This window comes from Clostridium sp. C2-6-12 (assembly GCF_009928485.1).
Lineage (GTDB): Bacteria > Bacillota > Clostridia > Clostridiales > Clostridiaceae > Clostridium.
Genome location: NZ_JAABNP010000009.1, coordinates 48,810 through 62,220 on the forward strand (window position 1 = coordinate 48,810; position 13,411 = coordinate 62,220).

General features: G+C 30.4%; 14 protein-coding genes and 1 pseudogene. All 15 read left to right on the plus strand.

All coding sequences use genetic code 11. The annotated features are described in order from the left end of the window. Window positions 1-69: 69 nt before the first annotated feature. Window positions 70-744 (plus strand): annotated as a pseudogene (locus GXK56_RS09320) (glycoside hydrolase family 11 protein); the annotation flags it as partial. An 839-nt stretch (window positions 745-1,583) separates the two neighbouring features. After that, window positions 1,584-2,018, plus strand: a complete 435-nt coding sequence (locus GXK56_RS09325; protein WP_160687192.1) for a DUF6838 family protein — start codon at window positions 1,584-1,586, stop codon at window positions 2,016-2,018. Window positions 2,019-2,031: 13 nt separating this feature from the next. Beyond that, on the plus strand, window positions 2,032-3,153 hold the full coding sequence (locus tag GXK56_RS09330) for a phage tail sheath subtilisin-like domain-containing protein (protein WP_160687193.1): 1,122 nt from the start codon (window positions 2,032-2,034) through the stop codon (window positions 3,151-3,153). A 20-nt stretch (window positions 3,154-3,173) separates the two neighbouring features. After that, window positions 3,174-3,605, plus strand: coding sequence for a phage tail tube protein (locus GXK56_RS09335; RefSeq protein WP_160687194.1), 432 nt, complete (start codon window positions 3,174-3,176; stop codon window positions 3,603-3,605). A gap of 369 nt (window positions 3,606-3,974) precedes the next feature. After that, window positions 3,975-4,382: an XkdN-like protein gene (locus GXK56_RS09340; RefSeq protein WP_160687195.1), complete on the plus strand. Its 408-nt coding sequence runs from the start codon at window positions 3,975-3,977 to the stop codon at window positions 4,380-4,382. Window positions 4,383-4,631: 249 nt separating this feature from the next. Then, a complete protein-coding gene (locus GXK56_RS09345) occupies window positions 4,632-6,629 on the plus strand; it encodes a hypothetical protein (protein ID WP_243156070.1) in 1,998 nt (665 codons plus the stop codon). Window positions 6,630-6,794: 165 nt separating this feature from the next. Beyond that, the gene (locus GXK56_RS09350; RefSeq protein ID WP_160687196.1) at window positions 6,795-7,883 is read left to right on the plus strand and encodes a hypothetical protein; all 1,089 of its coding nucleotides are present in this window, start codon (window positions 6,795-6,797) and stop codon (window positions 7,881-7,883) included. Window positions 7,884-8,108: 225 nt separating this feature from the next. Beyond that, the gene (locus GXK56_RS09355; RefSeq protein WP_243156071.1) at window positions 8,109-8,486 is read left to right on the plus strand and encodes a hypothetical protein; all 378 of its coding nucleotides are present in this window, start codon (window positions 8,109-8,111) and stop codon (window positions 8,484-8,486) included. A gap of 13 nt (window positions 8,487-8,499) precedes the next feature. Then, entirely contained in the window at window positions 8,500-8,979 is a 480-nt protein-coding gene (locus GXK56_RS09360) for a hypothetical protein (protein ID WP_160687197.1), read from the plus strand. A 60-nt stretch (window positions 8,980-9,039) separates the two neighbouring features. Continuing rightward, window positions 9,040-10,044 carry a terminase gene (locus GXK56_RS09365; RefSeq protein ID WP_160687198.1) on the plus strand — a complete coding sequence of 335 codons (1,005 nt, stop codon included), beginning with the start codon at window positions 9,040-9,042 and terminating at the stop codon, window positions 10,042-10,044. Next, entirely contained in the window at window positions 10,044-10,370 is a 327-nt protein-coding gene (locus GXK56_RS09370) for a DUF2577 domain-containing protein (protein ID WP_160687199.1), read from the plus strand. The genes GXK56_RS09365 and GXK56_RS09370 overlap by 1 nt, the downstream gene beginning before the upstream one ends. Continuing rightward, window positions 10,363-10,806: a DUF2634 domain-containing protein gene (locus GXK56_RS09375; RefSeq protein WP_160687200.1), complete on the plus strand. Its 444-nt coding sequence runs from the start codon at window positions 10,363-10,365 to the stop codon at window positions 10,804-10,806. Before GXK56_RS09370 ends, GXK56_RS09375 begins: the two co-directional genes overlap by 8 nt. Continuing rightward, window positions 10,799-11,887 carry a baseplate J/gp47 family protein gene (locus GXK56_RS09380; protein WP_160687201.1) on the plus strand — a complete coding sequence of 363 codons (1,089 nt, stop codon included), beginning with the start codon at window positions 10,799-10,801 and terminating at the stop codon, window positions 11,885-11,887. Before GXK56_RS09375 ends, GXK56_RS09380 begins: the two co-directional genes overlap by 8 nt. Before the next feature lie 44 nt (window positions 11,888-11,931). Further along, complete coding sequence (locus tag GXK56_RS09385) at window positions 11,932-12,627, plus strand: putative phage tail protein (RefSeq protein WP_160687202.1); 696 nt, start codon at window positions 11,932-11,934, stop codon at window positions 12,625-12,627. Further along, entirely contained in the window at window positions 12,627-13,403 is a 777-nt protein-coding gene (locus GXK56_RS09390) for a phage tail protein (RefSeq protein WP_160687203.1), read from the plus strand. The genes GXK56_RS09385 and GXK56_RS09390 overlap by 1 nt, the downstream gene beginning before the upstream one ends. Window positions 13,404-13,411 lie beyond the last annotated feature (8 nt).

Genomic DNA, 13,411 nt, shown 5'->3' on the forward strand with positions numbered 1-13,411 from the left:
ATTTACCAAACAAAATATTAAGATGTATAAAAATGAAATACGAGGGGTGATATTAAAATGAGTAGCAAATTGAAACAAAAAATTGTGTTGATTTTTGCAAAATTAATGTGCTTTTCCATCTTGTTTACATCGTTTTCAGTAAACGCACAGGCAGCCTCCAAAACAATCACATCAAATGGTGTTGGTACTCATGGTGGTTATGACTATTCACTATGGAAGGATTATGGGAATACAAGTATGACTCTTAATGACGGTGGAACGTTTAGTTGTCAGTGGAGTAATATTGGGAATGCCCTATTTCGTAAAGGCAGGCTATTCGACAAAACCAAGACTTACTCACAGCTTGGAAATATATCAGTAAATTACGGTTGTAATTATCAACCATCTGGTAATTCATATTTGTGTGTTTATGGATGGTCGACTAGTCCATTAGTAGAATATTATATCGTAGATAGTTGGGGCAGCTGGAGACCACCTGGAGCAACATCAAAGGGAACCGTTAATATTGATGGCGGTACGTATGATATATATGAAACTACTAGAGTTGATCAACCTTCAATTGAAGGAAACAAAACTACTTTTAAGCAGTATTGGAGCGTTCGTCAATCAAAACGTACAAGCGGAACTATATCTGTTACAAAGCATTTTGACGCATGGGCAAATAAAGGAATGAAATTGGGCAAAATGTATGAAGTTGCATTCAATGTAGAAGGATATCAAAGTAGTGGAAAAGCAGATGTGTACAGTATGTCAATTAATATTGGTGGAAAATAACAACAATAATTCAGTAAATTTTTATTAGTGCCTTACATTCAATAATACATTAACCTGCAAGTAACTTAATTGTTACTTGTGGGTTTCTTTTCGTTAAATAAGAATTTAATTTTTTTAGATGCACAATTATTCAAGCCAAAAATACAAATTAGATTCCCCAATATATATAAACGACCGTCTCAGCTCTCACAAGTCATATTAAATTTTGGAGGAAAGTTTGATTAGATTGCTTTTATATTACTAATTACTTATAAATAATATATTCAAAATTATTAAGGCTGCAATTTATATGATGCATTCATTATTAATTGGAGAAAAAAATAAATATATGAATTTAAGTGAAATATGAAGCTATAAAATGTCCTAAATAGCGCTGGTATAGAAAAGTTATAGAAAAATTATAGGTATATTAGATAAAGTGTATAAGAAAATAATAATAATACGTAATATAATAGTAAGTGAGAAGAAAAGATAAATTTCAAACATTATTATTTATTAAGCATTAAAAACCAAAGCAAATAAAAATAATTAAAGCAATTATATATGTTGGAAATAAAAATATAAAGATAACTAAAACGAAACATGTAGATATTAATATTACAAAACAATTATTTCTTATCATATATATTTGATCTATTTAAAGAACTCTTAGGAATAGGGGTTCTTTTTATGTTGAAAAAATATCTTGAACTCAAAGCAAGGTACTTTGAATTTATAAAAAAATGGTACTTAAGGAAAGGGGGAGAAATTTGCAGTATAAGTTTTTATTAATCCTAAATTATAACTTATAAAATTATAGGAGGAGGTTCATGATTAATGAATTGATTAATTCAATTAATGGAATGTTAATTGAAAAATTCCCAAACACAAAAGTATATACATCAAAGTTAGAGAAGGATTTTGCAAGACCTTCTTTTTTTATTCATTTCATTACTAGCAGGCAGATAGATTTAAATAGAAATAGTTATTTAAATATAATAACTATGAAAATTATTTATTATCCACCATTAGATGAATCTATGAATGTTGACTTGATAGCACAAAATGAAGTTTGGGATATTATGCGGGAAACCTTCAGCAGTGGATATATAAAGGTTTTAGATAGAGCTGCAAAAATAAGAAGGTTAAGAGGCAGGGCAAAAAATACAGAAATACATCTCAAGCTTAAGCTAGAATTTACTGAAGATAGAATCTTTAATAAATCTCAAAGTCCTAAAGCTGAAAAAATTAATCTAAATTTTTAAGGAGGAATAGAAAATGGGAGAACCATCAATTGAAATTGTATTTAAACAAGCAGGAATAACTGCAATAAAAAGAGGAGAAAGAGGAGTAGTAGTACTTATATTAAAGGATACTATGCCAACATCCTATAGTAATCCAATCAAAATGGAGACTATAGATGAAATTCCAGAAGGCTTATCAGATTTTAATAAAGAACAAATTAAACTTGCTATGATAGGATATCAAAATCCACCTAAGAAAGTGCTTGCTTATGTAATAGCACCAGATTCACATGATTATTCTGATGCTCAAAGCCACCTAGAAACAATAAAGTGGGATTATGTAGTAGTGCCAGGAATTGGTTTAACAGCAGATGGTAAGGTGGATACAGAAGCAAATATTACTGCAAGAGCAACAGATTTTGCTACTTGGATTAAGCAATTAAGAAGTACTAAGGATATTAAAGTAAAAGCAGTACTTCCTCATTGTCCAGCAGATAATGAAGGAATTATCAATTTTTCTACTGATGATATAAAGACAGCAAATAAAACTTATACTGCAGCAGAATACTGTTCAAGAATTGCAGGGATGCTGGCAGGAACACCACTAACTATTAGTGCTACTTTTGCACCACTTGCAGAAGTTGTCGATGTTCCACATTTAAAGAAAGAGGAAAGAGATGCTGCTGTTGATGCAGGTAAATTAATCTTATTTAATGATGGAAAGAAAGTTAAGATTGATAGAGCAGTAAACAGTTTTGTTACTACAATTGAAAATAAAGGCGATGATTTTAAGAAAATTAAAATCGTAGATATTATGGACTTAATGCATGATGATATTAAGACAACAGCTGAAGATAGTTATATTGGTAAATATCCAAATGATTATGACCATAAGTGCTTACTTATTACAGCTATTAATGGCTATTTTGAAGGGTTAGAATTGGATGGATTACTTGATAGCAGCATTGAAGGTCAAAATAAAGCTGAAATTGACTTAGAAGCGCAAAAAGTTTATTTAAAAAGTCAAGGAATAGACATTGGAGCAATGAAGGATCAAGAAATAAAAGAAAGTAATACAGGTTCTCAAGTATTCCTTAGAGGACAAGCTATTATTTTAGATGCAATTGAAGATATTAAATTTCAAATATATATATAGGAATATAGGAGGGATTATTTATGCCACAAGCAAAACAAGTTATAAACGGAACATGGGGAGAAGTTTGGATCAATGGAGAATACGTTTCAGAGGTATCAGCTCTTCAAGCAAAGGTTACTTTAACAAAGGTAGATGTTAATTTTACAAGAGATTTATGGAAAAGAAGTAAAGTAACAGGAATAGAAGGAAAGGGAACATTGAAATTACACCACGTATCATCAAGGATGGCAATTTTAATGAAGGATAACATTAAACAAGGAAAGCAAACAGTATGTACTATTATATCTAAATTAGCAGATCCAGATGCATTGGGAGCTGAAAGAGTAGTGCTTAAGGATGTTACTTTTGATGAATTAACAGTAGCAGATTGGGAAGTTAAAAAGAATGTTGAAGAAACACTTCCATTTACTTTTTCAGGATATGATTTCTTAGACTTAATAGAGCCACAATAAGGCACAATCAAAAAATAACAAGTCAATTTGCCAGTCTATTTTCCATCATAGAGGAAGCTCGACTCGCTACGCTCACTGAGTAAGCGATTCACACAAAATCATAGATTTTGGTTCTCTGCTCATTGGCAAATTGACTTAATAGGCCCGCTATCAGGGCAATTTGCCTTCTTGTCTGATGACAAATAGTCATGGCAACTTCGAACTTGCTTATTTATTTTCAGGTGCCTAAAAGGCTTTAAATTAAGTATTGATAAATTGTAATTAGATACATGTTTATTCTAATAGAATTAAGTTAAAAAACATATGTCTAGTTATTAAAAGGTTAAAAAATTTTATTTAAACTATTATAAGAAAGTGGAGATGAATATTATGAATTTAGTTGAACAATTATTAAAAGTAGATGCTGGTAAAATTGAGGTGCCATCAAAGGAGGTAAAACTTAAACTTGCTAAATTAGGCAACACTGAAATCACATTCACTTGTAATGCTATTTCAATGGAAAGATATAATGAAATCCAAGAAAGAGTTCTTCAAGTAGATAAGAAAGGAAATATTCAAGGTTTTGCTACAGCACAAGCAAAAATAGAAACAGTTTTAGCAGGGGTTTCAGAACTTAGATCTGAAGAGCTTATGAAACATTTTAAAGCCCCAACGCCAAAGGAACTCATGAATAAAATATTTCTACCTGGTGAAGTTGATATTTTAGCAGATACTGTAACAGAAATATCAGGAGTAGAATCCACCTCAAATAAAAAAGAAGACATAAAAAACTTATAAGCACTGATGAAACTGTTAATCTTCTATATCACTGTTGGAAGCTACATGATAAGTGGCCAGCGGAGACTTTAAATAGAGGATTTGGAGAAAAGATTATCATCAGTGCTTTTATTGAACAAGAAATTGAAGAAAAAATGAAACAAATGGAAGCCTTGTATTCAGGGGGTGATGATTAATGGCGTTTGAACTAGATTCAGCATTGTTAAAAGTTATTGATGGAGCTCAAAAAGCTCAAAAGCATCAGAAAGTATGAAAGCAATATCTAAAGCGTCAGAATCAGTAAGTAAACTTGAAAGTAGCATTAAAGATACAAGAGATGCAATAGGAAATACAACCTCAGCTGTTTCTAATTTTATACAAGCATGTACAGATAATACCGGAGAAAGATCTTTTCAAAATATTGGAGAGAAAGCTAATGATGTAGTTAAATCAATATCTAATGTATCAAAAACAGTTAATGACATGAAAACTAATTTTAAGAATACAAAAGCTGAGATTGAAAATGTAAAAAACACTGCATCAAATTTATATAAGACTTTTGCAAGTACAGATTTGGGTAAAAAATCCATTAATTTTATAGGGAAACAGGCTTCCAAGGTATCTCAAAAATTTCCTAAATCAAATGGAGGTAAAGGTTCAGGAGTTTTGAATGCTGGAAGGGAATCAATAGGAAAAGTTGTTGATGGAGTTCAGAAAACTAAAAAGGCAATAGAAGGTTTAGCGCCAATAGGTTCAAAAGCATCGGAAAGTGTACAAGCAATATCTAAAGCGTCAGAATCAGTAGGTAAAGTTAAAAACAGCTTTAATGATACAAAAGATGCAGTAGGAAATGTAAGAACCTCTGTTTCAAATTTAATACAAGCATTTACAGATAACAGTGGGGAAAGATCTATTGGAAATATTGGAGAGAAAGCTAAAGAGGTAGTTAAATCAGTATCTAATGCATCAAAAACAGTTGAAGATTTGGCAACTAATTTTATAAATGCAAAAGATGAGATTATTAATGTAAAAAGTACTGTATCGGATTTGTTTAAAACCTTCAAAGATAATGATTTGGTTAAAAAGGCCACTAACGGTATAGGAAAACAAGCTTCAAAAGTAGCTCAAAAAATTCCTAAATTAAATAGAGCTAAAGCATCAAAGACTGCACAATCAGCTGGAATTGGTGGTAAAGTGTCAAATGCCGTGAATATAGCTAAACAATCAATGGGAAAAGTTGGTGCGTTAACTCCTTCTCTATCAGCACCATTACAGGGGCTAGCTGGAAGTTTTGAAAAAATTAAAGGAGTAGTATCAAAGAGCTTTTCATCTATATTTGGAATTTTTACTAAATTGCCATTACCTCTTCTAGTAGTAATTGGAGTAGTTGGATTGTTAGCAGCAGCATTTGCTACAAATTTTGGTGGAATAAGAGATATAGTTATGGGAGTATTTAATAAAATTTCAGGTGCTGTAAAAGCTGCAATAGACATCTTCAAGAAAACAGGAAGCGCTGCTCAAGGAATAGGAGCATTATTTACTAATTTATTTGGAGCTAAGGTTGGAAATATTGTGACACAGACAATTAATAAAATAATAGCAGTAGTTAAATCAGTAGTAACATTTATTCAAGCTAATATGCCTAAAATAAAGAGTATAATTGAAAATGTATTTAAAGGAATTCAATCAGTTTGGAATTCTATTTTAAAGCCAGTTTTGTCTTTTGCAATTCAAATCTTCGGTAAGTTAATAAGCTTTGTAATATCTAACTGGCCACTTATAAAACAAACTATTACAATAGTTATGACTGCTATTAAAACTGTTATTACAACAGTTTTAAATGTAATAATGTCTTTTTGGAATGCTCATGGGCAAACTATAAAAACAGTTGTAGGTGCAGCTTTTAATAATATAAAAACAATAATTTCAACTGTACTTAGTGTAGTTACAGGAGTAATTAAAACTGTGATGCAAATTATAAATGGAGATTGGTCAGGTGCATGGAATACTATAAAAAGTACTGTAGGAACAGTATTTAATGGAGCTGTAGACATAGTGAAAAATATTATAACAGCTATAGGTGCAGTCTTTAAAGATATGGCCAAAACTGCAATTACTTGGGGAAAAGATTTTGTTGATGGAATTATAAATGGAATAAAATCTAAAATTGAAGGAATTACTGAAGCAGTTACAGGAATTGCTGATAAAATAAGATCCTTCCTTCATTTTTCAGTTCCAGATCAAGGTCCGTTAATGTTAGCGGCTTAATGCAGCAATGTATTTCGAAAAACCATGTGAACCTATAAATATAGGGTGTGTATGATAAAAAAAATCATATGCTAACGATGAAAACTAAGTTTTATTTGTTTAAAATAAATATATAAAAGGTATACTATATAAATAAAATAGATTAATAATTAAGGTGTGTTTATTATGATAAAAAAGACACATGAACAATTTTGCAATGAAGTTTATTCACTATCTAAAAATGAATATACAGTGCTTGGTCATTATGAAAAAAATTCTATAAAAATTAGAATGAAGCATAATGAATGTGGATATGAATATGAAGTGTTACCAAGTAATTTTCTAAAAGGTAGAAGATGTCCTAAATGTTTTGGAACTCCTAAGAAAACTACAGAGAAATTCATGGAAGAAGTTTTTAGAAAATTTGGCGATGAGTATAAAGTTTTAGATGAATATAAAACTAATAACGATAAGATACTTATTAAACATGCTAAATGTAATTATAAGTGGTATTCACTTCCAAGACATTTATTATCCGGTCATTTATGTCCAATGTGTGGTGGTAATTTAAAAAAGGATACAGACAAATTTAAGAAACAGATATTCCATATATATAAAGATAAAATAATTATAATTGGAGAGTATAAAAATTCAAATACTAAAATTAAAGTTAAATGTTCCGTTGATGGTTACGAATGGGAAGCATATCCTTATAATCTACTAAAAGGATCTAGTTGCCCTAGATGTAAAGGCAATGAGAGATATACTACAAAAAGGTTTGAAGAAAAAATATTTGATTTATATAATGATGAATATAGTATTTTGGATCAATATGTTAATAGTAAGAGTAAAATACTTATAAGGCATAATAAGTGCAATCATACTTGGAGAGTAAGTCCTTCAAGTATATTAAGTGGGTATGGGTGCCCTAAATGTAATGAGAGCCGTGGAGAAAAGAAGATTTGCGCTTATTTAGAGAAGAAAAAAATAAAATATATTCAGGAATATAAGTTTTGTGATTGTAAATATAAAAGATTATTACCATTTGATTTTTATTTACCAGATTATAATATTTGTATTGAGTATGATGGTGAGCAACATTTTAAAGCATATAGATTTTCGGATAGAGAAAAGGCAATAAAAAAATTAAGCATAATACAAATTAGAGATGAAATTAAAACAAACTATTGCAAAAGTAATAATATTACATTGATTAGAATACCTTACACAGAATTAAAGAATATAGATAATTTTTTAAAGAGTGCAATACCATAGCACTCTTATTATTTTAAACAAATATAAATATGTCAATATCGTGCCAAGCCTAGAAATAGGAAGGTGTAACGACTATTCCGAGAGGAAGTACATTCTACGTGAAAATCGTAGTTTGGAAGTGCATGGGCTCTTTTTAAGAGCATGAGATAGTCTAATCCGATTCTTAATCATACAAAGCAAAATAACAAGCCAATAAAACTAATATATTAATTCGCTTTTCTTAGTATGATTAAAATGAATGTTAAAGTATTCCGAAAGGAACGGTATAATTTTGTAACAGATTACGAAACCTGGATGCCAGACTTTATGAAGGGCATGGGAACTGGTATTAAAGTTAATACTCATTTAGTAACTGATCCTGTCAAAGACCTTTCTGTTGGTATTAAAACCAATATGAATAAGAATTTATCTGGTGGAAGCAAAGCTGTAGGCGTAAACTCAATAGCAACAGGAGCAGCTAAGGAAGACTCAGGACAAAATGGTTTTGCAATAACAATAGCAAAACTAGCGGATTCTATAATAATTAGGGAAGAAGGCGATATAGATAAAATTGCTACAGCACTAGCAAACAAATTAACTCAAACAGCACTTGGAATGGGATAGGAGGTATTTTTATATGATAGAATTTTGGTTTAATCAAGGGAGAACCTGGCTGCAACTGCCAGTACCACCTTCTAGTTATTCGCTTAAATTAGGTAATAATAATTCAGTAATTAATGTTGAATCGATTGGAGAAGTAAATATATTAGGAGACTCAAAGCTTTCAGAGATATCTTTTGAAGGCTTTTTTCCTGCACAAGAATATAATTTTTGTGCATATTCAGATATTCCTACACCTTTTGAGTGCGTAGCACAAATAGAAAAGTGGAGGAAAAGTAAGAAGCCTATAAGGGTAGTTCTCACAAATACACCTATTAATGATTTATTCTCAATAGAAACCTTTGAATATGGTGAAAGAGATGGTACTAGAGATGTATATTTTACTTTGAATTTGAAACAATACAAGGTAATCAAATTGAATCAAAAGCTTGTAGGTAAATGGGGGGCAAGTTTTAGTTTTACAGATTCAAATAATATATTGGGTGGTAACGTATGATTAAATTGTTAGATAAAAAAGCTAAATGCCAATATATCTTTAAGATATTAGGTGAAGAATATGATTAAAATATATAGTTTATATGATGGCTGGAATTTAACAGATATAACCCCAGTATGTAAAAGTGTTGAATTATCAGCATCTGTAGATCAGCCAGCCAGAAGATGTTCATTTAGTATGATTTATTCAATATTAGATGAAAAGCAGCCTAGAGTTCAAATAGGTCCAGGTACCTTAATTAGCATTGTTGAAGAGGAGCATGGAGAGATCTTTAGAGGAGAAGTGGTGGATAGAACCTTAGGCAGCTCAAATCAGGAGGAAACCTTCACTTGCTATGACTATATGAGATTTATTATGAATTCATCAACGAGCATGAATATTAAAAATATGCCACCTGAAAATGTTGCAGCTAAAGCTTGTGAAGAGGTCAATATAAAACAAGGGAATATAGTAACTACAGGTGTTCCAATCAATAGATTATGTTTAGATAAAACCTATTATAACATAATAATGCAGTGTTATAGCGAGGTAAGTAAACTAAATGGAAAACAATATATTCCTATAATGAAAGCTGATCAATTAAGCATAATTGAAAAAGGACAAGTTATTTCAAATTACACACTTCAATCCAGTAATAAGGATGTATACAACAATAACATTATAGATTTGAATTATAAAGATTCTTTGGAAAATATGGTGAATAGGGTTGTTATGTTTGATGTTAATGGAAATTATGTAGATAAAGTTGAAAATACAGAAGCTATAAAAAACTATGGTGTTTTCCAAACAAGTTATGGAGTAGAAGATGATAAGGATAATTATACAGTAGCGAAAAATAAATTATATGGCTTCAATGAAGAAATATCAATTGAAGCTATTGGGGATTATAGCTGCATAACAGGATATGCAGCTAAGACCAAGATATGGTATTTAGGTTTATTGCAAAATGCTACAGTATATATCAATGCAGATTCTCATACTTGGGAATGTGGAACAGGAAAATACACTATGAAGCTGACAGTAAGTTTAACAAATAAAATGGATTTACAGGAGGTGGATAATTAATGGATCCTTATGTGAAAATTTTAAATTTAATGACAAAGAAAGGTGCAGAATCTAATCCATTAAGCATTTGTATTGGAAAGGTTATATCGCCGCCCCCTGAAATTATAATCCAAACAAATAATATACAGCTATATAAGGATGATCTTTATATAGCTGATTATTTATTACAAGGATATTCTCGAAATGTATCCATAGCGCCTAATTGTACAGGAAATATAATAACAGCTAAGGATACAATTAAAGTTGGTGACGAACTTGCGGTTTTACCTACGGTGGATAATCAAACATGGATAATACTTTGTAAGGTGGTGAAATGTGATGGTTAACATATTGCCAGAAGCTAATTCAAATTTAGCAAATGTAATTGCTTCATTTACAGCAGAGGAAACAGAAGTAAGAAGTATCCCAAAGGAGTATGCTTGGGATTTTGAAAAGAATGATTTTAAGCTAAAGGATGGAAAGTTTCAAATAGTAGAAGGAATAGAGGCTTTAAAGATTTGGATATGGAAAGCTCTTAAAACAAGTAAATATATTTATCCAATTTATAGTGACAAATATGGACAGGAATTTGAGCAGTTGGTTGGAAAAGGGATTAGTAAAAGCTTGGCTGAAAGTGAGGCGGAAAGATTAACTTTAGAATGTTTAAAAGAAAATGAACACATTCTAGGTATTAGTAATTTTAGGGCTGATAAAAGTAATGATATATTAAAAATTACATTTACAGCAATAACTGATTGTGGGGAGGTGATAATTGATGTATGAAAATAATACAGAAAAAGTTTTAAAAGAGGAAATGCTAAGTAGTATTGATTCAGGTATATCCAAAAGTGAAGGATATTTTGTTTATGATGCAATTGCACCAGCTGCAAAAAAAATATCAGAATGTTACACTGCTTTAAATACAATTTTAAAATTAATGTTTGGAGATCCAGCACCAGATATTCCTCAAGAAGATTACGATAAATTTATAGATAAAGATGCAGCAAGACATGGATTAAAGCGAAAACAAGGAATACATTCAATAGGTGAAGTAACCTTTACTGGTATTGATAATTCTATGATTAATGAAAACAGCATTGTCCAAACTATTGAAGGATTAAGATACCAAGTAACAGCTCAAGGGAAAATAGTAAATGGTAAATGTACTTTAGGAATTAAAGCAATGGAAATTGGCTCAAAATATAATGTACCATCAAATACTATAGTTCAAATTCCAATTAAAATTAATGGAATAATTAGCGTAAGTAATGTAAATCCAACTACTAGTGGTACTGATACAGAAACTAGTGAGGAACTGCTTGTAAGAATAATATCAAAAGAAAGAGATGAAAGTAGTAGTGGAAATGTATATGACTATGAAAAATGGGCAATGGAAGTGTCTGGTGTTGAGTCTGTTAAGGTAAAACCACTTTGGAATGGAAATGGCACTGTAAAAATAATAGTTGCAGGAGACAATAGCACTCAATTAGATGATACTATACTTCAAAAAGTAAAAGAATATATTGACCCACACGATGGACAGGGATTTGGAAAGGCTCCTATAGGTGCTACGGTTACTGTAATATCAGTGACTCCTATAAAAATAGATGTAAAAATTCAGGGGTTAATCATAGAGAATAAATTCAGTTTGGAAGATGTACAGATTAATATTAAAAAATCACTTGATTCATATTTTAAAAAGTTACCAGCTGGAGGCACTGTTAAGATAAATGCTGTTGAAGCTGTAATAATGATGACAGAAGGAGTGAATGATCTAGCTTCAATAAAGATAAATGATCAAACCCAAAATATACGAGTTCTTGATGAAAATAAAGCATCTTTAGGAGGTATAACTTATGAATAAGCTGCCTTTTAGAAGATGTTATTTATTATGGGGAGAGGTTATTTATGAGTAAGGAATCAGAAGTGAATTTATTTATAAATAAAGCCCTAAAAAATGAAGCAGAAAATATTAATTGTGCAGAAAAATTAAAGAGCTATGTTCCTGAAGAAATACAAAATAGTTATGTTTTTAAGGAAATATTTAAAGCATATGGAGATATGTTTGAGAAATTAGAAGTAGATATTTCAGATTTATTTTTGCAAATCCTGCCTCAAACGGCTTCGGAATGGGGAATAAGTCTTTGGGAAAAGCGTATTGGTTTAACAACTAATAATTCAAGATCGCTTGTGGAAAGAAGAGCTAGAGTGTTAGCAAAGCTTATAAATAAAAGTACAACTACAGTTAGAGTAATACAGGAAATTTGTAAAATCTACTTTGAAAAATCTGATGTTATACAATACAATTCAGAATATTATTTTGAACTAAATTTATCTACAAAGTTAGGGTTTCCAAAGGCTATAGATAGTTTATATGAAATTATAGAGATAGTTAAGCCTGCTCATTTGAGAGTGAATTATAAAATATCATCTGAATTACAATCTAAATTTTATGTTGCAGCAGGAAATTTAGTTGGTGAAAGAATAATAGTTTATCCATATGTTTCGAAAAAAATAGAAATAAAATCTCAAGTTTTTGTTCCTATAAGTGATTATTTACAAATGGAAAAAGTGACAATTTATCCGAAGGAGGGAAAAAGTTAATGTCTGAAAGTTTTTATACAATTTTAACAAGTATAGGAAAGGCTAAAATAGCTAATAGCGCTGGATTTGGAACTAAAGTTAATATTAGCAAATATAAGATTGGAGATGGAGGCGGTCAATATTATGAACCTTCAGAGCAGCAAATAGATTTACTACATCCAGTATATGAGGGGAAAATAAACAACATAAAAATAAATGAAGAAAATCCTAATTGGATTTGTTTTGAATTGGTATTACCTTCTAATGTTGGTGGTTTTTTTATTCGTGAATATGGTATTTTCGATGATGAAGGAGATATGATAGCTATAGCAAAATGCCCTGAAAGTTATAAACCACTGATGGTTGATGGGGCAGCAAAGGAAATGTCTTTAGAGTTGGTTTTAGCAGTTTCAAATGTAGAAGCTGTCAAGTTAGAAATAGATAAAACACTAATATTTATAACAAAAAAGGATTTTGATAATCTTTCTGATGAAATATTTCCAAGCAATCAGTTAATAACTATAAATCATAATTTAAATTGTTATCCTAGTGTAAGAGCAATTGTATCAAATTATGGACTTGGACTTGGAAAACTTGGAATTACTCCAATAGGAGGTACTGAAAGTTATTCTATTGAATGTAAGACCTGTTTTCTAGATAGAAATAATATAAAAATATATGTACCGGATAAGTATTTTCTTAAAAATCCTATTTTGAAAAGTATAGGAGAAACTCAATATGTTTTAACGTTTAGTGACTCAGTAATGAGTATTCTAATAGATTTAATTACAAGATAAGAAGGAGA

What these genes read in the sequence shown, in the direction of transcription:
- GXK56_RS09390 (WP_160687203.1), top strand. Translation starts at nt 12,627, where the DNA reads ATGTCTGAAAGTTTTTATACAATTTTAACAAGTATAGGAAAGGCTAAA.
- GXK56_RS09335 (WP_160687194.1), top strand. Translation starts at nt 3,174, where the DNA reads ATGCCACAAGCAAAACAAGTTATAAACGGAACATGGGGAGAAGTTTGG.
- GXK56_RS09325 (WP_160687192.1), top strand. Translation starts at nt 1,584, where the DNA reads ATGATTAATGAATTGATTAATTCAATTAATGGAATGTTAATTGAAAAA.
- GXK56_RS09365 (WP_160687198.1), top strand. Translation starts at nt 9,040, where the DNA reads ATGATTAAAATATATAGTTTATATGATGGCTGGAATTTAACAGATATA.
- GXK56_RS09385 (WP_160687202.1), top strand. Translation starts at nt 11,932, where the DNA reads ATGAGTAAGGAATCAGAAGTGAATTTATTTATAAATAAAGCCCTAAAA.
- GXK56_RS09370 (WP_160687199.1), top strand. Translation starts at nt 10,044, where the DNA reads ATGGATCCTTATGTGAAAATTTTAAATTTAATGACAAAGAAAGGTGCA.
- GXK56_RS09355 (WP_243156071.1), top strand. Translation starts at nt 8,109, where the DNA reads ATGATTAAAATGAATGTTAAAGTATTCCGAAAGGAACGGTATAATTTT.
- GXK56_RS09330 (WP_160687193.1), top strand. Translation starts at nt 2,032, where the DNA reads ATGGGAGAACCATCAATTGAAATTGTATTTAAACAAGCAGGAATAACT.
- GXK56_RS09360 (WP_160687197.1), top strand. Translation starts at nt 8,500, where the DNA reads ATGATAGAATTTTGGTTTAATCAAGGGAGAACCTGGCTGCAACTGCCA.
- GXK56_RS09345 (WP_243156070.1), top strand. Translation starts at nt 4,632, where the DNA reads ATGAAAGCAATATCTAAAGCGTCAGAATCAGTAAGTAAACTTGAAAGT.
- GXK56_RS09340 (WP_160687195.1), top strand. Translation starts at nt 3,975, where the DNA reads ATGAATTTAGTTGAACAATTATTAAAAGTAGATGCTGGTAAAATTGAG.
- GXK56_RS09375 (WP_160687200.1), top strand. Translation starts at nt 10,363, where the DNA reads ATGGTTAACATATTGCCAGAAGCTAATTCAAATTTAGCAAATGTAATT.
- GXK56_RS09350 (WP_160687196.1), top strand. Translation starts at nt 6,795, where the DNA reads ATGATAAAAAAGACACATGAACAATTTTGCAATGAAGTTTATTCACTA.
- GXK56_RS09380 (WP_160687201.1), top strand. Translation starts at nt 10,799, where the DNA reads ATGTATGAAAATAATACAGAAAAAGTTTTAAAAGAGGAAATGCTAAGT.